18 protein-coding genes are annotated in these 21,016 nt (G+C 37.9%); 12 read left to right on the top strand and 6 right to left on the bottom strand.

The features are described 5' to 3' along the window. Positions 1-949 precede the first annotated feature (949 nt). On the top strand, positions 950-1,753 hold the full coding sequence (locus BCL90_RS13930; protein ID WP_166792095.1) for an ATP-binding cassette domain-containing protein: 804 nt from the start codon (positions 950-952) through the stop codon (positions 1,751-1,753). 765 nt (positions 1,754-2,518) lie between these two features. On the opposite strand, the gene BCL90_RS13925 is transcribed toward BCL90_RS13930, so the two are convergent. The 4 genes from BCL90_RS13925 to BCL90_RS13910 form a co-directional block, all read right to left on the bottom strand. Next, on the bottom strand, positions 2,519-3,043 hold the full coding sequence (locus tag BCL90_RS13925; protein ID WP_121284550.1) for a hypothetical protein: 525 nt from the start codon (positions 3,041-3,043) through the stop codon (positions 2,519-2,521). 124 nt (positions 3,044-3,167) lie between these two features. Then, on the bottom strand, positions 3,168-3,926 hold the full coding sequence (locus BCL90_RS13920) for a glycoside hydrolase family 11 protein (RefSeq protein ID WP_121284549.1): 759 nt from the start codon (positions 3,924-3,926) through the stop codon (positions 3,168-3,170). A gap of 342 nt (positions 3,927-4,268) precedes the next feature. Further along, on the bottom strand, positions 4,269-5,408 hold the full coding sequence (locus BCL90_RS13915) for a hypothetical protein (protein WP_121284548.1): 1,140 nt from the start codon (positions 5,406-5,408) through the stop codon (positions 4,269-4,271). Positions 5,409-5,430: 22 nt separating this feature from the next. Further along, positions 5,431-6,324 carry a TssN family type VI secretion system protein gene (locus tag BCL90_RS13910; protein WP_121284547.1) on the bottom strand — a complete coding sequence of 298 codons (894 nt, stop codon included), beginning with the start codon at positions 6,322-6,324 and terminating at the stop codon, positions 5,431-5,433. Between the two features lie 115 nt (positions 6,325-6,439). Here BCL90_RS13910 and BCL90_RS13905 point away from each other — a divergent pair, with 115 nt between their 5' ends. Beyond that, entirely contained in the window at positions 6,440-7,378 is a 939-nt protein-coding gene (locus BCL90_RS13905) for a type VI secretion system baseplate subunit TssG (protein ID WP_121284546.1), read from the top strand. 136 nt (positions 7,379-7,514) lie between these two features. On the opposite strand, the gene BCL90_RS13900 is transcribed toward BCL90_RS13905, so the two are convergent. Both BCL90_RS13900 and BCL90_RS13895 read right to left on the bottom strand, forming a co-directional pair. Beyond that, complete coding sequence (locus BCL90_RS13900) at positions 7,515-9,380, bottom strand: type VI secretion system baseplate subunit TssF (protein ID WP_121284545.1); 1,866 nt, start codon at positions 9,378-9,380, stop codon at positions 7,515-7,517. 26 nt (positions 9,381-9,406) lie between these two features. Further along, on the bottom strand, positions 9,407-9,841 hold the full coding sequence (locus tag BCL90_RS13895; protein ID WP_121284544.1) for a GPW/gp25 family protein: 435 nt from the start codon (positions 9,839-9,841) through the stop codon (positions 9,407-9,409). Positions 9,842-10,020: 179 nt separating this feature from the next. Between BCL90_RS13895 and tssO the strand changes: the two genes are divergently transcribed. From tssO to tssD (BCL90_RS13845), 10 genes are all read left to right on the top strand, one after another. Continuing rightward, positions 10,021-10,542 (top strand): type VI secretion system TssO, encoded by a 522-nt coding sequence (gene tssO, locus BCL90_RS13890; RefSeq protein ID WP_121284543.1) that lies wholly within the window; start codon positions 10,021-10,023, stop codon positions 10,540-10,542. Positions 10,543-10,552: 10 nt separating this feature from the next. Further along, on the top strand, positions 10,553-11,038 hold the full coding sequence (locus tag BCL90_RS13885; RefSeq protein WP_166792096.1) for a type VI secretion system transmembrane protein TssO: 486 nt from the start codon (positions 10,553-10,555) through the stop codon (positions 11,036-11,038). A gap of 32 nt (positions 11,039-11,070) precedes the next feature. Further along, entirely contained in the window at positions 11,071-12,051 is a 981-nt protein-coding gene (locus tag BCL90_RS13880; RefSeq protein ID WP_121284542.1) for a PKD domain-containing protein, read from the top strand. Between the two features lie 41 nt (positions 12,052-12,092). Next, on the top strand, positions 12,093-14,468 hold the full coding sequence (gene tssR, locus BCL90_RS13875; protein ID WP_121284541.1) for a type VI secretion system protein TssR domain-containing protein: 2,376 nt from the start codon (positions 12,093-12,095) through the stop codon (positions 14,466-14,468). A 5-nt stretch (positions 14,469-14,473) separates the two neighbouring features. Further along, positions 14,474-16,990: an ATP-dependent Clp protease ATP-binding subunit gene (locus BCL90_RS13870; RefSeq protein WP_121284540.1), complete on the top strand. Its 2,517-nt coding sequence runs from the start codon at positions 14,474-14,476 to the stop codon at positions 16,988-16,990. Positions 16,991-17,047: 57 nt separating this feature from the next. Then, complete coding sequence (locus BCL90_RS13865; RefSeq protein ID WP_121284539.1) at positions 17,048-17,494, top strand: hypothetical protein; 447 nt, start codon at positions 17,048-17,050, stop codon at positions 17,492-17,494. 18 nt (positions 17,495-17,512) lie between these two features. Beyond that, the gene (locus tag BCL90_RS13860; protein WP_121284538.1) at positions 17,513-18,901 is read left to right on the top strand and encodes a DUF5458 family protein; all 1,389 of its coding nucleotides are present in this window, start codon (positions 17,513-17,515) and stop codon (positions 18,899-18,901) included. A gap of 123 nt (positions 18,902-19,024) precedes the next feature. After that, positions 19,025-19,597 carry an NAD(P)H-dependent oxidoreductase gene (locus BCL90_RS13855; RefSeq protein ID WP_121284537.1) on the top strand — a complete coding sequence of 191 codons (573 nt, stop codon included), beginning with the start codon at positions 19,025-19,027 and terminating at the stop codon, positions 19,595-19,597. A 344-nt stretch (positions 19,598-19,941) separates the two neighbouring features. Then, a complete protein-coding gene (gene tssD / locus BCL90_RS13850; protein WP_121284536.1) occupies positions 19,942-20,337 on the top strand; it encodes a type VI secretion system tube protein TssD in 396 nt (131 codons plus the stop codon). A gap of 112 nt (positions 20,338-20,449) precedes the next feature. Further along, the gene (gene tssD, locus BCL90_RS13845) at positions 20,450-20,845 is read left to right on the top strand and encodes a type VI secretion system tube protein TssD (RefSeq protein WP_025141860.1); all 396 of its coding nucleotides are present in this window, start codon (positions 20,450-20,452) and stop codon (positions 20,843-20,845) included. Positions 20,846-21,016: the final 171 nt, after the last annotated feature.

Here is a 21,016-nt window from a genome sequence, read left to right as displayed (position 1 = left end):
AGTACACCATATGTTTTGATGGTAGCATTATTTATAGTCGGCGTTTATAAGACAATAAAACTTAAAAATAGCGCAAAGACTTACTGATCCTGTTACTGAAATTATTTGAAAAGGAAACATATAGTTTTTCAATCAACTGGCTAAATTGAAATCATAACATGATTGCGACTTGTTTCAAGCATGATGGAATGATTTTGCCTTCAAATTAGCGGAAGTTTCATCTTTGCAGGAATTTGGAAATGTGTCGCCATTTGCATTGTCGTAACTTTTTACTATCCAAAAAATCAACTATTTAGAAAAAATTAGCCTGTTAAGTTATCGGCTTAACAGGTTTTTTACGTAAATGTATGCCTCAATATAAATTGAACAACTGGTACTTATTAGTATCACTTATCTCAACGACTAGCCTATTAACTTACGCCTTTAGCCACTTGTTATTAACAAGAGATATTTATTATAACAGTTTTCAGGACCAATTAGATAATACCAGGATAGATGAGCTATTTGACTTTCGGACGAAGTACGAATGGATCAGCTATATCTTTATCCCAATTTGGTTGTTGCTCAAAAACTTTTTAATAAGTCTATGCCTGCAAGTCGGTCTACTTCTATGCAACACCAAAGTGAAATTTTCTGATACTTTTAGAATAGCTTTAACTGCAGAGTTCATTTTCCTGGTTCCACAAATAATAAGATTTTGTTGGTTTTTAATCTTTAAAACAGATTACACATTAAGACATTCAGCAATTTTACCCACTCTCGGCTTTGAATCTTTTTAAGATTGAAAACCTTTCTACACTGCTGTTATACCCACTGCAAACCTTTAATCTATTCGAGGTTTTATATTGGGTTCTATTGGCTGGAGGTATTAAACAGGCATTAAATACAGATCTGAATTATGGGATTAAGGTGGTATTCTCAGGTTATATTCCGGCATTGCACCAGGCTGATGTTAACCAATTTACAAATTCAAGAAGCAAAGGTTGCTTACGACAGAATGTATGAATTTGCATCGATTGAACCAGAGGTCAATATTAATGCCGCTGTAGAAAATGATGAATGGACTAAAGATTTCGAAGAGCTTGAAATCAAAAACTTAAGTTTTCGATTTACTGGACGGAAACAACTGTTAAAGAACGTAAATCTAAAGGTAGCTAAGGGTAAGATTACAGCTTTAACAGGAGAAAGCGGATGTGGTAAAAGTACAATTCTGCAGGTTTTGCAAAGATTCTATTTTCAGGAAACTGGCAGTATCATTATCAACGGAAAATTCGACCTCTCAAACATATCAGTTAAAAGCTGGCGAAAAATTATTGCCGTGGTTCCACAGGAAGTTAAACTTTTTAATTGCTCAATTATTGAAAATATTTGTTTAAGCAATAAGGAAGAGGATTTGCAACTCGTCGCTGAACTATGTCAGCATCATGGCTTACTAGATTATTTTAATCAATTTCCGCAAGGGCTCTTTACTAAAGTTGGAGAGGATGGGTTAAGCCTTTCAGGTGGGCAGAAGCAAATTGTTGCTTTGTTGAGGGCCTTGTTTACAAAGCCACAGGTTCTTTTACTGGATGAAGCCACAGCTGCCTTAGATCCCAAAACAGAGAACTTCATTTTGCAATTACTTTTAAAGTTGAAAGAGCATATGGCTATCCTTTTGGTTACTCATAAAGAAAGTACAGCTAAAATTGCTGATGAAATTTATGTCGTTGAAAACGGACAGGCGAATCTGGTAAATAAAATTTATGTTGCATGATCTCAATTGGAGGCTATAGAAAAAGTAAAACCATTTTGTGTGTCTTAAATCATAGTTCACTAAAGAGACAGCTAACGCCAAATAATTGCATAAAAAAATCAAATTAATTAAGAGTCGTCCAGACTTCAAAGTGGTTGCAATAGAGTATAATTGGAGGTTAAATGATATTTTTACAAAATTTCATTTTGAAATTAAAATTGAAAAATTGTCCATTGCAAAAAAAATAAAATGAGTACTATATGGGAACAATTCCACAAATTGTTCCCAAGTCTACAGTAGAGCTTATGAAGCTGTTGGCTATTCTTACCACACTTATTATCTCAGGGTTATCTTTATACAGTACTCGCAAACTATTTTTTGAGCGAAAAATTAAATTCTCGACCCTCTCATTTTCTTTTTTAACCGGAGGTTTTTACAAAGGTTTTTAGGATTGATTTGGGGTTCGTTTTTAATTTTCAGTATTTTATGTTGTTTGATCGTAAATAATATTAGAAGCGTAGCTAATGGTTTGATTGTAGCTCCCCCTCCATTCCGCAATAAAAGCCTCAACTTGAAAAGTTGAGGCTTTTAGGTTTTCTGGAAACACCAAATTATTCATTTTTTCGATTGAAAAAGGAGAGCAGTTAGGTGAACACATTGTGAATGCTCGTCAATTACGCCTTAAAAATGTTGATAAGTATGTAATTGACAGAATAAGCAATTTTTTTTAGTAGTTTACCTTAAAACAATAGCTCGGTAGAAGGTAATGTAAACGGTAGATAATGCTTACCTATTTGCTGATTTTTTTTTCAACAGTTCTTCGTATGCAGGTCCCTGATCTTTTTCCGCACCATTAGCAATCTTTATTCCGGCTTTCTCAAACTCACTGATTAATCTTTTATCGAAATCTGCGATGTATGATGCAAATGATAAAGAATCTTTTTGTTCAGGAATTGTTTTAAAAGGAATATTCGGTTCTTTAAACCTGTGCAAAATGGCTTTAGTACTATCGTTTCCTTCCAAAAGAATAGAGTCACCGTAGTTTGTAATCTTAGCAACATAATCTTTGGTAAGGTATTTTAAGGAATCATTTTCTATTTTATAAGGAAGCTTGAACCAGCCCACTTTCTGATTGTAGAAAACTACATTTTGCGAATCAATATCAAATTCGCTATATCCATTTGCTGTGGAAAACCGATGCCATTTTCCGATCAGTGATTTTTTATTTCCATCTATATTTTTAGGATTTGACGTATCGCAGGCGGCGAGGATAAAAATGAAACAAGCAAGGAAATAAAGTATGGATCTCATAGTAACTAATTGTAAAATAATATTAAAAGCATTATTAATCCAGGTAAGTGATCAGAATTACCTGCAGTACATACTGCCGGCAATAGCCGGACAGTATGTGGTTGTGACCTTTTTAAACAAATGTTTACTGTGCCCAAATGGTACAGTTGATATTGCCATTTGTATTAGAGCCCCATGTTTCTGAAACCATAATTGCAGGGATATTTAACTGACCAAGCGTATATCCGTAACTTTGCCATTTGTTGTAGTGGTTGGCAAAAGTAATAACGTGATTTTGTCCGGTAGAAGTTTTTGTAACCCTTGAACTATAAATCTGCCTGAAACCGTCACCACCGTCGATATTTTTACCTGTCATCCATCGGGTCCATACGTTATAAGCTGCACCATCGGAGTTAAATGTTCCCAGGAAAGTACCGCTATGAGGTGAAACCGAACCCCAGGTTTCATTCACATAATACTCATAATAAGGGCTTCTGCTCCATCCGTACCAGCCAAAAGTACCACCTCCGGAGTTTGAATAAGTGCTCAGGTTATAGCCTATCTTATAGGTTTTTGACCCGACCGAATAACCTTTACCGCTGGTAAAATTACCGTTAAACCCGTTCCAGTTAATGCTGTAATTTCCGGCGGCACCATTGGCGTAATTGACTGTGCCTGTTGCGCCATCACTCTTCCAAAGGGACCAAAAGAAGCCGTTATGTGTACCCGATTGGTAGGTTTCTACCGTTGCGCCTGGTTTGGTAGAAGCAATAACTGGCACTGGCGCCATCTTTTCGTCTTTTTTACAGCCTGTTAAACATGTAGAGCTTGCAAACACCAAGGTTGCAGCCATAACAAAAGTAACCTTCCTGGTTACACTTGTCAGTGAGTTTTGTTTTTTCATATAATGATATTGGTTAGGGAAGCAAAGTAAATGTATTTAGGTCTGATGAATGACTAATAATCGACAAATTTGTAATACAAATGTTCATACTTAGATTGTCTTCTTTGTTTTATAGCGCTGTGGCTGTGTTGTCTTGCCGTTACTTGTCATTGATGCAAGCAGATGTGAGCGTAAAATGATAAAAAAGCAAGATTGCTGTTCAAACCGTTGATTATAGGGAAGATTAGCACAAAAGACCAGGATGAAGATCGGTGGAGAGCTTTTAAATTTATACGTTGAAAAAAAAGCTGTACCCGGGTTATGGGTACAGCTTAATTACAAAATTTACTCCGAGAAATAATTTTAATCCAGCAATGTCCAGGTTTTTCTGGCTTGTACCTGTTGTACAACCTGCTGTTCGGCAACCACAATATTTTCTTTGCGCTGCCCGATATATTCTAAACCACTCAATTTATTCCAGAGGGCTACCAACACATTCATAAATTCGTTGGCCATTACCATGCTGTTGTTAATCTGTTTATGATCGTAAACCAATTCAATGGTTTTTGCTAAAAGCTCTTCAAAGTTTCCTGGAGTTACGTCTTTCCACTCGTAAAAATATTTAAGCAGCTCTTCCCGTTCACGAGGATCTATCAGTTTTATGGCTGTAAAAAAAATATGTGCCAAACTGGAAAAGTAACCAGCTAAAACTACAGGCGATTCGCGGTGTGCAATGTTTCGGTATTCGTAAAATAAACCTGCAATATAATCTACAATCTTTTCAGAAATCAGACGGATATTCTTGCCAAGAGGAGTAATATTATCGCGGCCTGCTGTTTTATCTATGATTTTAAAGGCAGCCAACTGCAAATCATTCAATAAAACACTGAATGACTCATAATACCTGATTAATGCTGGATGGCTTGTTATGGTTGAACTTGGCGGGATATAATTATTGTTGATTGATAATCTTCCGTTCTCATAATAAACCTGTCCAATTGTTAGAAAATAGCTGTCTGCTGTTTGCGAACTCATTTCACTTTCTGGCAAAACAACTATAGAATAGCTCTTAGTCAGTTCGGGATAGCGGATAGGGCTCTCTTCAGGATTTGGTGTGCCAGCGGGCGCCCGGTTAAACGGACTCACTACCAATAAAATAACATAGTTACGTGGCTCCGACTGCCCAAAATAGTGGTTGTGTACCAACGTATCCATATTATCTGACTGTACAATATCAATGTGGCAACCTTCGGGTGTAATGGCATTACAATACCTTACCCTTACCTCGATATGGTTAGTTGCTTTTTCGATAATTTCGATATCATGCGAACTTTTATAACCTGCAAAAGGGGGTAAAAATCCGTAATTGCTATTGTTTAAATGTAGAGAGGCGGCATCGCGTACAAAGTCCTGCAAGTAGAGATCACTCAAGGTAAAATGATCACTGGAGAGCTTCATGCCATTAATCCAGTTAATGGATTTATATTTTAGCGGCTTTATCATGGTAGATGTTTTTAATTATAGATTAGATAAAGATAGCACTTTCTCCAACTTCATTTGGTTTGTTTATGTTTTCAGATACCCGTTTAGCGTAAATCGTCATTTTTTCGGTAATGCCGTTTTCAATGATATCCAGATCCGGATCAATAAAGATATTCCGTTTAAAGAAGGAAGTTTTAATAAAGAAAATCCATTTATAATTTTCCATATCGTCGCTCCTGAATTCCACCGGACTTTTGGCAAACTTTAAATTATAATCATCGATAAACTTGTGGAACCAGATACCGAAGTTCATGTTTTCTACCGCTTTTACCTTTACTTTCAAAGGCTCCGGATCACTGCTTTTTTTATAAAGCTCAAGCTCCAATACCAATAAGCGGTTAAAGTCTACATGGTCCATGTTAATATCCAGTGGCGTATCAGGATATCTCCAGATTTTGTAAATTTCAGATGGAATCTCCAATAAGGAAACATAAGCCCACCAAAAAATAAGTGGCACAAAGAAACAGGCAATACTGCCCGCGCCGAACCACCCAAAATTTACTGCACTTAACCAGTTAAAGGCCAGTTGGAATAAATAAACAGATAAAATGGTCGAAATTAAGGTGGCAAAAAAGATAAAAACTTTACGCTCCAGCATATCCTTCGGGTAGTATTTGGTTAACAGGTAAACGAAAACCGTTCCCATTAAAAGGTAAAAGATACAGCAGATAATGTATCCCCAGGGCATAAAATTGAAGTTTAGAAAGCCTAAAAACCCCGGGATGGCCAAAATAATGCCAATTAACAGAACACTTACGATGAGTCGTTTGTTATTGAGAAACTGGTTCTTCTTGTTAATGATAGAAAGCACCGCTGTTGATACCATGAAAATCAGCGGGAATAAGAGAAAGCGGATAAAAAATGATTGAACGTCCATTAAATTTTTATAGATGTGATGTACTACAAATATAGTATCTTAGTATTTGATTATAATTGTTATTTTTTTGATAATTAAAATTTAACCTATAACAAAAATGAAGCCTTAAAGTTTAATGAAAAAAGAAACTTTGATTAATAACGAACTATTTACAGATTATAAGGCCGTTGCCCACGCTGCCGACCTGATAGAACGTAAGGTGGTTGATGCCGATCGGATCGAAATTATCCCATTGGGACCTGATAAACGTGCATTTGCGAAAGATATTGAGGTTGCCACGACCTATTATTCTGAAAAAAGAAGACACGAACGCATTCGTATTAATACCAACCGCGAAGGCTTGTATGATATGCTCCCTGAAGGACTTTTTCACCGTCCACCAACCGGTAGTGCAGGCATGGACGAAGAATCGATGATTAAAGACATCAGAGACAGGAGGGAGGAAGAAAAAGAGGCCAGGTTATTTTTTACGCCTTTTGATGCCGAGATCAATTATGTAAGAATTATGACCGAGCTATATGAGAATATGCTCGATAAAAAAACAACGTATTCCGATTTAAGTCAGATTTTTGAATTTGGTTGGGATGAGTTTACTCTGCTCAATAAAGAGCAAAGTATTATATGGATGCACCTGCTGCCCGAAATCCAGCAGAAAAGAAACAATATTGATTTTGTATCGAAGGTGCTAACTGCATTATTTAACCTGCCCCTTACTATTGTGGATGCCACCGCAAATATTGCCCCGGTAAAAATTGCAGAAGGAATGCAGATGCAGTTGGGCGGGAGTGCGCTGGGTATCGATACCATCATAGGCGATAGTTTTATGCCTGAAAATGAAGCGTATAACATTAATATTGGCCCTACTTTTCCACAGGAATTGATTAAATTTATCCCCGGACAGAAAAACAGGGCCATTCTGGATATGGCTATCAGTTATTTGATGCCTGTTGATGCCGAAGTAAATGTAGAGCTCCTTACCGCAGCCGATTATCAGGAAACAGTATTGAGCGAGGGTGGTGAAAGTGCTTATCTGGGTTATACGGTGTATCTTTAACTAAAGGCGAACTATCTGGATGCCGTCATTTCGAGCTGAGTAAAACGTAGTCGATAAATCTGTCTAGATAGATCTCTCCATTCCACTGCGTTCCAGTCGAGATGACGGTGTTAATTTTAAGTCCTATCATAAAACCTTAAACCACCTTGTATATCGTCGGCTTCAACAGCAAGCGGTAATGTATATTCATGGTACTTCTTAAATTTAATTTTGCCAGTGTCAAACTCAACAGTTCTTCCCAGTCCTGTGTGCTCAGGTTCAGCTGATCTGCAGGCTCGATCAGAATATCGGTAGTTTTAATAAAACCCGCATTCGGTTTATTATCCATAATCAAACCTTTGGCAAGCGTAATGCCCTTTAACTTGTTGCCCAGTTCGTAACGGCAAAAATTGATCACATCGGCCTTGGTAATAATCCTGTCGGCAGTGGTTAAGCCATATTTATAAGCCTGCACCCGGTTGGTGGAATTCAATCGTGACCGGCCGCCTTTTGTTTGGCTTAATAAAAAGATACTTTCAGCATTTACTCTATTGTTATCATATACCACTAAACGGCTACCGGCATTAATGTGGTTGGCTTCTTCGGCTTGGGTAACCCAAATATCCAGAAATAAAATGTCCGCATCATCAATCGGTTTTAATACAATATAGCTTGGTAACTCTTTAATATCTTTCAGCGCCGAACGGCTTTTTTGTTCAATCAGGGCAATATTCTGCTCCAGGTTTTTAAGGATGGTGCTTAAAAAATCAGGCCCATAGGCTGTAAAAGCTGCTTTTTCATCGCGTAAAAGCTCAAAAAGATAATCAACCAGTTCTTTTGCATTCCTGGTATCAAAACGCTCCGTTCCTCCGTAGCGGATCGAAAAAGAACCATCGCCTTTTTCATTCTCGTTGGTGTAGGGGATTTCGTTATAACTTTTCCCTTTATTATCCTTCAGGTTTTCTACCGCGAGCATCTGGTCAAGCGATTCCGTTTTAATCGGGATAATATTTTTCATTGTTTTAAGCCGGTGTTTAATCTGGCTTAACCGTTTATTAACTACGGGGAACGCATTGATATAAATATGAAGCTCGTTCAGCATTTCCTGGTTTATCGCTGCCGGAAAAATTACTTTAAGCCATTTTACCGAATTATCAATCTGGTTTAAAACCGCTGGCTGGAACAAGTTTGAAAATGCTGGAGGTAGTTCTCCGCTTTCGTCGATATTGAAATCGTTAAGATCGCCCAGGGTAATAAACCTATTGCTGTAAAACTGTAAAACATCTGCTTTAATCAGATTAAGCAATTGCTTGTGCTGAAAAGGTGCCTGTACCTTACCCGTTAAAGGCTCGTCCATAAAACGTTCAGTATAGGCCGCGAGTTCGTTATTTTTGTAGAACCATTTTCCCAGTGAGAGCAGGTCATAAGTGTTTTCAGGCACTGAATAGTTTTTCCAGTCGAAAAATAAGTTCAGTTTATTAAAATCCATCCAGTCTTTAATTCCACTAAAACCGATATACATCGTGTTTTTCTCTACCGAAGTACCGGAAAGTGTATTGTGAATGGGTTGTTTACCCAATTGTTCTACATTAAACAGGGTATTTCCCGTAACAATATATTTTATAGCTGCATTATTTACTTTTACGGTGTGCAGCGGACTAAAAAAAATATCGGTTTTTTTTGCCTTATCGTTTTCCTGAGGGATGTTTTTCTTAAATGCAAACTGCGAATAAGGAGAAAGATAATCCTGCTGCTCAATCGGTCTGGCATGCATAATGGCATGAGCAGGTAACGAAGAAGTTAAATGATCGGGGGCTAAAATACGGCTGATCTTATCAAAAATCCTGTTCTCTAAATTTTTAACATCATTGGCAACATTAAAAAGCTCGTTGCTCAAGGCTTCAATAATCAGTCTAACCAGCGGATCGAAGTCATTACTGTCTTTAACATTCCAAAAATCTTCGGCATTTTTTAAAATTCTATTGCGGATTTCATCTTTCGATGAGTAAAAAACTGGTTTCATGTGTAGGATATTTGGGGCGTTTTAGATTAGGTAGATAGCGGGCTGAGGAATAATGCTGTATTGAAAAAATATTTTTCACCTGTGGTTTTTATCAGTGCCCGTACACTAATATCAACCTTTTTTTTGATCTCTGTTATCTTACGCAAAGGATATACATTTTCTACTTCCGTAATGCGTACTTCGACCGAAGTATTATAGATTCTGAACTCATAATCGGTAATGGATTTAAGCAACGATTTGCGGAATTTTTCCTCCCACAGGCTTTCACTCACGATTAATTCGAAATCAAGGTCCCATATCTCACAGCCAAAATCGTTGCGGAACCGGTGCTCCCCATACCGTGTGAAAATGATCAGTTCGATATGGTGCGAAATCGATCTTCCAAGGTCAGTTGGCTGAAGCCCAGTACCTGAGAAAAGAGACTTAAATCTGAAGGGTTTGTTGTAAAAATTTTCAGACATAAAGGGTTTGGCTTAAAGTTTGCTAAATGTAAAAGAAATAAAATCGTTTTTATTATCAAACAACAAATATCAAAAATTGTTATAGACAATGTTAATTTGAAAAAGTTTGAGTGATTTAAGGTGAAAGAGATGTCAGATTAATACGATAACGAATACTATGTGAAAACTATTAATGCTCTATGAAACCAATTAATGCCATCGAAATCAGAACTTCTTATACGAGGTTTATTCTCAACTTTGTATTTCTAACGCTTTTCTCCATTCTCTGTATCTATCTCTTTTTTGCCGCATCCGACTATGAGTATACGCTGCTTGATAAAAAGGTAAAGGAAAGCGATAAACTGTCTTACCTAAGAAAAGATATCAATACAAATTTTGACCTTATTCAGGTCCGTTTCAAAGAACTTGCCCAATATCGCGATTATAATGCAAATGAAATGAGCAAGCAAAGTATCCTGCTTAGTGATATCCAGAGCGCTAATAATAAGATAAAAGAATTAATTTCTAAAAAAACAGAACCAAGTCCAAGTTTCGATCTGTACGGAAAACTAAACAATAATGTTGGTGCAATGGCCGATTTACAAGATTCGCTTTTCCAGTCAAGGAGTGATATACAGCGGTACAAAGAACGTATAAACGAGTGCCAAAAGGCAAACCAATCAGCAGCACAAAAAATTAGAAACGGTAGATACGGCAAGTAATTAAAGCATCATGATTAAAATAAGCATAAAAGAAAGACGTGAACAATTCTTGTTTTTTACAGCGTTGTTCGTTTTTACTGTTGGGCTTTTGAGCTTTGGGATTTTTTATAGCGATAAGTCGAAGTACGAAATTTCTAAAACAGAACTGGAAGTTAAGATTAACGAGAACGAAGCATTCGAAAATATGGTGAAAGAAACCATGCCAACTATTGATACTACGTTTAAACAGATCACACGTTATAACCCAAATGTGCAGGCCGTTTTTTTAAAGAACGATATCCAGCTTTCATTAGGTTCAATCAAAGCTGCGTTTGACCGCAAGGCATCAGATTCACGCTATAAAATCTTTGTTCACACTGCACAGTTATACGATAGATTATTTTACGATAGACAAGAACAAAACAGAAATATTTCAGATATTAAGCTGCATGAAAGACAGTTAGATGATTGTATTACCAACAGACGGCAATTACAGCAAACGATATCTGCAAGATAAAATACCAAAACAACCTATAAAAAACGCTACCTATGTCTGACACAAACACCAAGCAAGTTAATTCAAATTCGCAAGGCTATGTTATTCTCTACATCCTGCTGGCTGTACTGCTCTTAACAGGTCTGATCTTTTTATTTAAAAGTTCATTGTTCGAAAAAAGGACAATTGATGCGAGAATCCTTAAGGATGAAATTTATTTAAACGAAGATTTAGTTTTTACCGATAATACCCCAAAGGCCTCAAAATGGTTATGGGAATTTGGTAATGGCGAAAAGGCCACAACAAAAACAGGTTCGTACCATTACACCAAACCCGACACCTACATTGTACGCTTAACTGTTGATGGGGAACTCCGCCAGGAATTTCCGGTTACTGTACGCGATACCGTTCATACAGCGGCTGTAGATAGTGTGCTAACCATTAGTGGCCCCACCGCTGGTTTGGTTAACGAAGAGATCAGGCTTGAGGGGGATGGAGAAGGAAAAGACTTCGAATGGTCGTTCGGTGAAACCGGCCGTGTTGATGTAAAAGGAAAAACGGCCTTGTACACCTACCGCGCACCAGGGAAATACGTAGTTCGCCTTCGGTCGGATAAAGCGCGTAAGCCCGCTTTTTTAACCATTATAATTACTGATCCAAATGCCGAAATCGTAGATGACCTGGTTGCTCCTGGGGATGGAGAACGTAAAACCATCGATGATATCAGGGCACGACTTCAAGCCATTGCCAACGGAGCCGATTTTAACTCCAATTATTACTATCTCATTAATAAATACATGTGCAGCAACGAGAAGGTAACTGTAAATGTAGAAATGAATGGTAAGAAAAAACAGACTGATATTTATTCGTACTGTATGGGGCTGACTTTTGGAGGCGAAATAGCGGTGGATGAAGCACAATTGACCATTAAGCCCAACTCTACCTGTGCCAGTTTATTAAATATTAAACAACACTCAGGAACGGCCCAGCCTGCAGCAACAGCAACTACTGATGCTCCTGCAAAAACAAAATAGATTAACATCTTAACCTAATTTTAAGCTCATCTACAAAGAATATGAAAAAATATTATGCCTTAACTATCCTGTTTTTAGGAATATCGTTTGCCTATGCACAATCACCGGCATCCTTTGGCAAAAAAGTAAAATACATGCCTAAATCTTATGAAAGGCCAGCTGAAACCATAAATGTTAACGATAACACCCGCAGCAGCAGTTTGCCCTGGATTGTTTTTTCCGATCGTGAAGATAATTATACGACAACAGCGCCGGGTGGAAGCCTGATTATGAAAAAAATCAGCTTTATGGAACCTTTTTATGTTTCAAAAGAGCAAAATGGCTATCTGAAACTGATCAAGTATAAAGCCGGAATGATCAGGGGAAGAAAAATTAACGATAAAAAAAGCGCCATCAGTTATGGGTGGATTGCCAAATCCAAACTACTTTTATGGCAACGTGCGTTTTCTAACCAAAAAACGGGTTACGCTGAAAAGGCCATTGGTATAGTTAACGGAAAAAATGCGTTAACCGAGCCGAAATTCTATTTCGATACTACCGATTCAATTTTGGTTTACAACACGCCTGAACTTAAAGACAGACGCACCAAGGTGAGATTGCACGAAATTGCCTACATCTATAAAAAATCGGAAGATGGCAAAAAATACCTGATCGGTTCTGACGATCAGCTGGTTGCAGATACTGCCTTAAAAAGTATTTATGGATGGGTTTCTGCCGAGGCTATACATAGCTGGGGAGATCGTTTGTACATCACCTCCGTTAAACCAGGCGACTATGATACGGATGATTCAACAGCACTGGCCATTAAAAATGGCATGGATAAAGGAACAACTTTCGTAATAGATCCCTTACTGTCAAGAGAAAACATTATCCTGCGTAGTGTGCCTGTTGTTTCAAATGATGAGGGCGGCAACATGGTAGGTATTGCGGCAGATGTTTACAACAAAAAAGACAATAAGCTATTAACTATTAATGGTTCTTCACTTTCATATCAGGATTACCTGAAACTGCGCAAAAATAAAACAAAAGTAAATGTTGTGTTCGTAATGGATGGCGGAAGCCCGATGACCAAGTATTTCTCCGGAATGACCAATACTATCGCCTCTTTCGAAAATATTATGGGCGATTTTGGTAAAGGAACCAAAGTAAACTTTGGCGGTGTAGTGTATCGTGGTGAAAACGGATGTGGACAACAGGGTATTTTTGTTAGCCCGATCCAGGACGATTACAGGAAATTGATGACTTTCTTGTCAAACCAGGCAAAAAATACCTTAAGGTGTAACGGCGAAATTTCGGAAGAACCGGTTTTTAGCGCGTTAAAAGCAGGAATAAACTTATTTAAAGCGAAAAAGAACGAAACCAACTTAATTATATTGGTAGGTAGTACCGGAAATTCAGGTGGAACTAACAATTATCTAATTAATGAGCTGAGCGAACAGGTTGCCCTTGCCGATGCCCGCATTTTAGCTTTACAGGTGTACAGTGATTTTAACCAGTCGTTTAACGATTTTGTTATCCAATCGCGCAAACTTGTTTCGGAGTCTGCTATCCGTTCTGCAGAATACAGAAAAAACACGATGGTAAAAGGTGAAGGTTTAAAAAGTTTTCAGCCTTATAATACAAGTTTACAGGATTCTATTTCTTATTATTTGGATTATCCTAAAAACAGTTTAATCCAGGGCGGGGTGGTTTTCCCGACCAAAGGATCAGTAAATTCAAACCAGAGTATGACGATCGCCCTGCGCCGTTTTGTAAAAGAAACCAGTTCAGATATCTATAACCAGATCAGTTCGTTGGACAGTGCCTTCCGCTTAACCGGTATATCTCGTAAAAACTTATCTGCTGAGGTGGAAGCTTTATTGCCAGAGCCTGTTGGTGCAGAAGTAGCAGACCGCATGCCGCATAATGCTTTTAAATATTACACTACCGCTAACTTATCTGCTGATGTAGTAAAAAATAACCGCTCCAATTTACAATATGCCATTGTATTAAATAATATGGAGTACAAGCAGATTGTAGATGTATTTTCGATTATGCTGGGGCAAAACCTTCAGGCCGATCAATCTTCTTTTAGAAGGAAGCTGGTTAAAAACTATGTAAGAATGCCTAAACAGTTTTTGGGTATGAAAATACCATCCAGTGATATCAAGGCAATGACTTTAAGCAACTACATTAAACTGGTTACGGGTTTGCCTTTAAACAATGAGTTTTTAGCCAAATACAAGGTAAGTGATTTAAAGAACACTTCTAAAATGCCGCTGGATGAGTTTGAAACTTATATTAAATTATTAAATCAGTCAGTTCAGCAGATTAAAAGAGCTACGCAGATTGAACAACAGTTTATTTCAAACGGCAAAATATACTATTACATTACTGAAAATAATTTTAACCCGGCAGTATTGCCTACAACCAACTAAAGGCTATGGCAGTTACAAACTTAAGCGAATCGGTAAAAACAGCGTTGCACATTGCACAGTCGCTGGCAAAAGAATACAGAAACGAAGTGTTTTCTGCGGCTCATTTGCTTAAAGGATTAATGCATAAAGATGTTGGATTAAGATCATTTATTACTTCCATTGGGAAGGATGAGGAATACATAAGCGAGTGGGCTGAAGTTCGGATTGATGAGCAGCCGAAATCAGCAGGTCTTAGTGATATAGTTAACGGTGCACCAGAAATTGCGGTAATTTTCGAAGAATCGGATAATGTACGTATTAAGCTGGGGCTTGATTTAATTACACCGGTTTGTGTGTTAACCGCACTCGCAAAACCGGGTATCGGTTTTCAGCCTGATCAGCTAAAATCTTTTCCGATCAAAGAACGCGAAATTTTGGATCTCTATGTAAATGATGAAGAAATTTCGAGGGTAGTTTCACCAGATAAAACAACAGCTGGTGCCGAAAATAAAAGTACAGGCAATGCGCTGTATAAATATTGCATAGATCGCTTACAACTAGTTCGGGATGGTAAAACAGATCCCATAATTGGCCGCGATAAAGAAACAAGGCAAATGATGGAAATTCTTTGCCGCAGAACTAAGCCAAATGTAATTCTTACCGGCGATGCCGGCGTGGGCAAAACGGCTTTGGTAGATGGCTTTGCTATTGATATTGTGAATCAGAACGTTCCTGAAAGTTTAAAGCCAGTTCAGCTTTTCGAATTGGATTTAGGTTCGTTAATCGCGGGTGCATCTTACAAAGGAGAAATCGAAGACCGTTTAAAAAACATCATCAAAGAAATAAAGCAGTTTGAAAAAGCGGTGCTCTTTATTGATGAAATCCATACTTTATTAGATAGTAAAGGACCTTTGGGTGCTGGCATTGGCAATTTATTGAAACCAGAACTCGCCCGTGGCGAAATAACGGTAATCGGTGCCACAACTATTGATGAATACCGTAAGATCATTGAGCCGGAACAGGCTTTTAGCAGGCGTTTTGAAGTGCTTCAGGTAAATGAACCAAATGAAGAGAGCACCATTAAAATGTTGCAGAAACTGGCTGTAAAGTACGAAGAACACCATACTTTAAGCATCGAGCCTGATGCTTTGGGCGAATGTGTACGCCTGGCCAAACGTTATATGAAAGATAGAAGGCTCCCTGACTCAGCTTTTGATCTGTTAGACAGGACCATGGCAGCGATGAAAATGATGAATGATACCTCTGACCAGGTAATTGATAGTTTGGAAACAGAGCTGGAAACGCTGAATGCAAGCCTGGACCAATCAGAAGCTGATCGATTTGCAGATTATAAATGGCTTTTTTCATTACTTCAGAATAAGTTAAGCCCGGTTTTATTGGGTCGTTTAACTGATGAGACGCAGACCGATGCTTTCGAAACTGCAGATGAATACCAGGGTTATATCAATAGCAGCCTTCAGGAATTAAAAAAATATGCTGCGGAAAAAAGCGACCGTATAACCAAACAGGATATTGCGTCTATAGTAGCCTATAAAACAGGCATACCTATGGGTAAATTGCAAGCCGGTGAAAAAGAAAAATTGCTCAATATGGAGCAATACCTTAAAAAACGTGTGGTAGGGCAGGACCAGGCTTTAAAGGCTGTTTCTGATGCCATACTTGAATCGCGTAGCGGACTAAACAAAAAAGGACAGCCCATCGGATCATTCTTTTTACTGGGGCCAACCGGAACGGGAAAAACCGAATTGGCTAAATCAATTGCCGAATTCTTGTTTAACGACGAAAAGGCAATGATCAGGTTTGATATGTCCGAATTTAAAGAAGAGCACAGTGCCGCCCTGCTTTACGGGGCTCCTCCGGGATATGTAGGTTACGAAGAAGGTGGCTTGCTGGTAAATAAAATCAGGCAGCAGCCATATTCAGTACTATTGTTTGATGAAATTGAAAAAGCACACCCTTCGGTTTTCGACACCTTTCTGCAAATTTTGGATGAAGGCCACATGCACGACCGCTTGGGTAAGGAAGGTGATTTTAGCAATTCCTTAATACTTTTCACCTCGAACATTGGTAGTGAATGGATTGCCGAACAGATTGGAAAAGGTGTTATTCCCGCATCGAACCAATTGATGGAGGTAATGGCCGGACATTTCCGCCCTGAGTTTTTAGCCCGGATTTCTGAAATTGTTCCATTTGCACCGATTAACGAAAGCAATGTGGTACGCATCTTTGAAATTCAGCTGAACAGTTTAGTGCAATCGCTGAACAAATTGGGTATCGAATTTGAAATAGCAGATGATGCCAAGAAAATGATTGCTTTAGATGGTTTTACACCAAAATATGGCGCAAGGCAGTTATCTGCTGTTATCCGGAATCTTTTACGCCGCCCCATCTCCAAATACATCATTTCGGGCGAACTGAAAAAAGGATCGAGGATTGTGGTAAGCAAGCATCCTGAAGAAGATAAACTCCAATGGGATATTATTCAGCCAGAAGTCGTTACATTAGAACAAAAATTGAGTTAAAACGTTAACTATTATATTATTAAAACAAATTAAATCGTAAACCTAAATCTACATACTATGTTTAATTATGAAATTGGTGGTAACGAGCGGAAAATTGACACCTCAGAAGCTTTCGCAGAAATTGCCCACAACAAAACACTTTTTGTACAAAAACTTACCGATAACGATCCGATAAAGCCTGAAAAAGTTGAAGGATTAAAAACTGTAAAGGATGTATTCCAACATTACAAACCAAATGTAAAGGTTGCTTTCGAAAAGCAGGATGGCTCTACCGTTGGCGAAACCATAAACTTTAACGATCTGGGCGATTTTGGTGTGAAAAACATCATCAACCAAAGTAACTACCTCACCAATGTGAATATTGAGAGAGAAATGTCGCTTAACGTAATCAAACAGTTGAAATCGAACAAAACCTTAAAAGCTACACTTGATGATGAAGAAACTAAATCGGCCTTCATCAATGCTTTGAAGAACTTTGTTGATGAATTGGAGCAGAATAAATAATCTAAACGCTGAAAAAACATGTCAAATCCTCAAGAATTAAAAGCAGACGAAAGTACGTCCCAAGCAGGTTTTAAACCTGCAGAGAGTAAAACGATAGAAAAAACATCACTTAAGGATAACTTAGAAAAACTGGCCAGGGTTGGCGGTTTCGATTTGTTAGAAGCGACCGTTGATGGCCTTCAGAATTTAAATCCTGAAAGAAAAGCACGGAAGCAGATTTTTTTAACCGGCGATGAAAAAAAGAAAGAGCGCGAAGAACTGAAAAAGAAAATCCAGCTTTGGATAGATGTGCTTGAGTCTTCTACCTCTGTGGCTGATATGGTTGAAAAAAGTACAGAAAAACTGAACGCTGCAGAAGAAAACTTAAATAAAAATATTGGTACAGCGCTGGAAAGCACCAGGGAACTGGAGCAGGCCTACCGTTCCGTGCATTTGTTCTATAAAAATACCGAATCTGACAAACTTAAAAACGTAGTGCTCTTAAATGCATCGATGGATCAGATCAAAGATCTTGATAATCCTCGTTTTATAGATTATGTAGATGATGAGTTAAAACAGAATTACGACCGTTTGGATCTCCGTAATAACTATTCGTTAATGGTGGTGCCGGGTTACATGGGCTCTAATAAAGTGGTAGAAAGATGGGGTAAAATTGCGCATAACAACAAAGCCATGTTGGTAACCGATTTTGCAGATCTTGATCAGCCTGATGATGTACTTGATTTATTTACAGCAGCTAACTTTACAGGAGCTGATGCCTTTAGATCGAACGTAATTATGACATGTAACTGGCTTGTTGGCCGCGGTAAGGTTGCCGAAGTGGGCGAGGAGGATGATTTAACTGTACCTGGATCAGCTGCACTTGCAGGTAAAATGTACTATACCTTAATGTCGCAGGTTACTGCAGGTAAAAAACATGGTGCCATAAATGAGGTAGATGGTGTAAAATTTGATTTAAAGAAAAGTGAAATCTCTCATTTGGAAAGAGTAGGTTTGGTACCAATGGTTAATGAATATGGTAAAGTAATGGCTTTTTCTGCCAAAACCTTATTTAATGGCGATAACATCGGTTTACAGACCTATTCGGTTGTACGTGTATTCGATTACATTACCAAAGTATTATTCGATTTCCTAAACAGAAGGGCATTCGAAAACTGGACTTCTAAAACAGAACAGGATTTACGTGGCCAGATTGTGAAATTTTTAGATGGTATCCAGGGTGCTGACCGTTTGATCGAAAGATTTAAGATCATGCGTTTCGAAAGAGATGAACAACAAAAAGACAGAATCCACCTGGATATCCACATTACGCCATATTTTCCCGCCAAAAGTTTTGTGGTAAAACTGGATGGACATAAAGGTGAAGATGAAAGTACCACATGGAGTTCAGAGTATAATCAGCAATAGTTTTTGATAGCTGAAAATAAAAACCCAACCTTAGCGTTGGGTTTTTTTATGGGTTATGCATAACACTTAACAAATTCTTTATAATTTTGTAATGCATCGGCCTGATCAGATTAATCAAAAAAAATGAAGCAAGTACTTATTCTGAATGGGGATATTGAAAAAAACGCATCTACAAATTTCCTGATTAACGCCTATAAGCAAGGTGCAGAAAGTGTTGGCGCTACCGTAAGGGAGTTGGCCATTATCGATCTGATATTTAATTCGAACAAGCTGTTTAATAACAGACAGATTGCCGAGTTAGAACCCGATTTGCAGAAAGCCTTAACGGCGATCAGGCAAAGTAATCATATTGTGCTTTTTTGTCCGGTATACGTAGATCATATTCCCGCAAAAATTAAAGGCTTTTTCGATCGTTTATTTATGCCTGATCAGATTTTTACTACGCAGCAGCAAAATGTAAATAATAATTTTAGCGGCCGTTCGGGAAGAATTGTATCTATTTTAGATGAGGCAACCTTTAAAGAATGGAAAGCAAATAAGAAAACAACTTACCTTTCCATCAAAAAAGTTGTTTTTGAGAAATGCAGAATGAGTCCTGTACTCACCAATACAATTGGCGAATTGCATTCTCTTGAAAATCATTATAGTCAAAAATGGCTGGCCAAGATGGAAAAATTTGGATCACAGTTGATTTAAAGGCAAAATGGTCTGCGACCCTCGCAGACCATCATAGTGATTTAGTATCCAGCTTGTCCTAAAACGCTACACTTTGTGTATAATCTCTACAGTTTTATGAGACACTCTGCATTAATAATGTGTTTGTAATATTAAAGATAGGTTCAGATTTTTCCACATCTTTTCCACAAAAACACAATGTATAACTGCGTTTTTAGGCGATAAACATAAATTTTCTGTTTTTTACTATTTGTTTACCGCTTATTAATGAGCGTTATATCCCAGTTTTGGCCTGATATTTGGTTGAATCAATACAGTAGCAAAGGCTACAATAATCAATTTTTTAACCTTTAAATTTTAAAACTATGGCTTTCAAAGCTAGATTAAATTTTGCGGGCAAGGAGTACGATGTACTTCACTGTGCCTATGCGTTAAACCGTGATGTAGATGCTAAGGGAAGACCTTCTTCCGGAGTTTACGGCGGTACCATCGATATTGAGATCGAATCAACCGAAGACACCTCAATAATCGAGGCGATGGTAAACAACCAGTACAAACCTATTACAGGAACCCTTCTGATCAAGAAAACAGAGGAAGATGCCAAAATGAAAGAAGTTAACTTCGAAGATGGCTACATTGTTAAATATTCCGAAGGGATAAACATTGTTGGCGATCACGCGATGACACTCAAATTTCAGATTTCAGCAAGAAAGCTTAAATTAGGAAGCGCAGAGCATGTTAACGATTGGCCAAAAGCTTAGTTAGGTTTAAGGCCTGAGGTTTAGGGTTTAAGGTATTTAAACGCCAACCCCTATACGCTTAACGCCAAACTCCTCGCAATTAATTTATCTTTCACATTAAAACTTTACTACAATGGCATTCAAAACCCGTTTAAACTTAGGATCAAAAGAATTTGATGTACTACAGTGCAGCTTTTCATTAAATAGAGATGTTGACGCAAAAGGCCGTCCATCGTCTGGTGTTTATGGTGGTACCATCCACATCGAAATCGAATCAACTGAAGATACTTCAGTGATCGAATCAATGGTTAACAACCAATATAAGCCACTTTCTGGAACATTGGTTTTCAAAAAAGGCGAAGAAGATGCAAAAATGAAGGAATTGTCTTTCGAAGACGGTTACATCATTCAATATAATGAAGGTATTGCGGTAAACGACAATACACCGATGACATTAAGTTTCGTAGTATCTGCCCGTAAACTAAAACTGGGTAACGCAGAACACGAAAATGATTGGCCTAAAGCTTAGTCATCAGACATAATTAAACTGAAGCGACTGGTTTACACCGGTCGCTTTTAGTTCAATCCTATTTTTTATCTACCTAACATCTAAAATTAATACTTTTCGGTCCTGCGGCAATTTCCACATGGCATCTCAATTAAAGCTCAATTATGTCTAACCAACGCAAATATTTTGTAG

The organism is Pedobacter alluvionis (genome assembly GCF_003664035.1).
GTDB classification, from domain to species: Bacteria; Bacteroidota; Bacteroidia; order Sphingobacteriales; family Sphingobacteriaceae; genus Pedobacter; species Pedobacter alluvionis.
The sequence above is the reverse complement of the archived record's forward strand: the minus strand, read 5'-3'. Positions and strand labels throughout refer to the sequence as shown.

Coding starts and splice junctions, on each gene's coding strand:
- tssR (WP_121284541.1), top strand. CDS start 12,093: ATGAAAAAATATTATGCCTTAACTATCCTGTTTTTAGGAATATCGTTT.
- BCL90_RS13900 (WP_121284545.1), bottom strand. CDS start 9,380: ATGAAACCAGTTTTTTACTCATCGAAAGATGAAATCCGCAATAGAATT.
- BCL90_RS13920 (WP_121284549.1), bottom strand. CDS start 3,926: ATGAAAAAACAAAACTCACTGACAAGTGTAACCAGGAAGGTTACTTTT.
- BCL90_RS13895 (WP_121284544.1), bottom strand. CDS start 9,841: ATGTCTGAAAATTTTTACAACAAACCCTTCAGATTTAAGTCTCTTTTC.
- BCL90_RS13905 (WP_121284546.1), top strand. CDS start 6,440: ATGAAAAAAGAAACTTTGATTAATAACGAACTATTTACAGATTATAAG.
- tssO (WP_121284543.1), top strand. CDS start 10,021: ATGAAACCAATTAATGCCATCGAAATCAGAACTTCTTATACGAGGTTT.
- BCL90_RS13925 (WP_121284550.1), bottom strand. CDS start 3,043: ATGAGATCCATACTTTATTTCCTTGCTTGTTTCATTTTTATCCTCGCC.
- BCL90_RS13915 (WP_121284548.1), bottom strand. CDS start 5,408: ATGATAAAGCCGCTAAAATATAAATCCATTAACTGGATTAATGGCATG.
- BCL90_RS13910 (WP_121284547.1), bottom strand. CDS start 6,324: ATGGACGTTCAATCATTTTTTATCCGCTTTCTCTTATTCCCGCTGATT.
- BCL90_RS13885 (WP_166792096.1), top strand. CDS start 10,553: ATGATTAAAATAAGCATAAAAGAAAGACGTGAACAATTCTTGTTTTTT.
- tssD (WP_121284536.1), top strand. CDS start 19,942: ATGGCTTTCAAAGCTAGATTAAATTTTGCGGGCAAGGAGTACGATGTA.
- tssD (WP_025141860.1), top strand. CDS start 20,450: ATGGCATTCAAAACCCGTTTAAACTTAGGATCAAAAGAATTTGATGTA.
- BCL90_RS13865 (WP_121284539.1), top strand. CDS start 17,048: ATGTTTAATTATGAAATTGGTGGTAACGAGCGGAAAATTGACACCTCA.
- BCL90_RS13860 (WP_121284538.1), top strand. CDS start 17,513: ATGTCAAATCCTCAAGAATTAAAAGCAGACGAAAGTACGTCCCAAGCA.
- BCL90_RS13855 (WP_121284537.1), top strand. CDS start 19,025: ATGAAGCAAGTACTTATTCTGAATGGGGATATTGAAAAAAACGCATCT.
- BCL90_RS13930 (WP_166792095.1), top strand. CDS start 950: ATGTTAACCAATTTACAAATTCAAGAAGCAAAGGTTGCTTACGACAGA.
- BCL90_RS13870 (WP_121284540.1), top strand. CDS start 14,474: ATGGCAGTTACAAACTTAAGCGAATCGGTAAAAACAGCGTTGCACATT.
- BCL90_RS13880 (WP_121284542.1), top strand. CDS start 11,071: ATGTCTGACACAAACACCAAGCAAGTTAATTCAAATTCGCAAGGCTAT.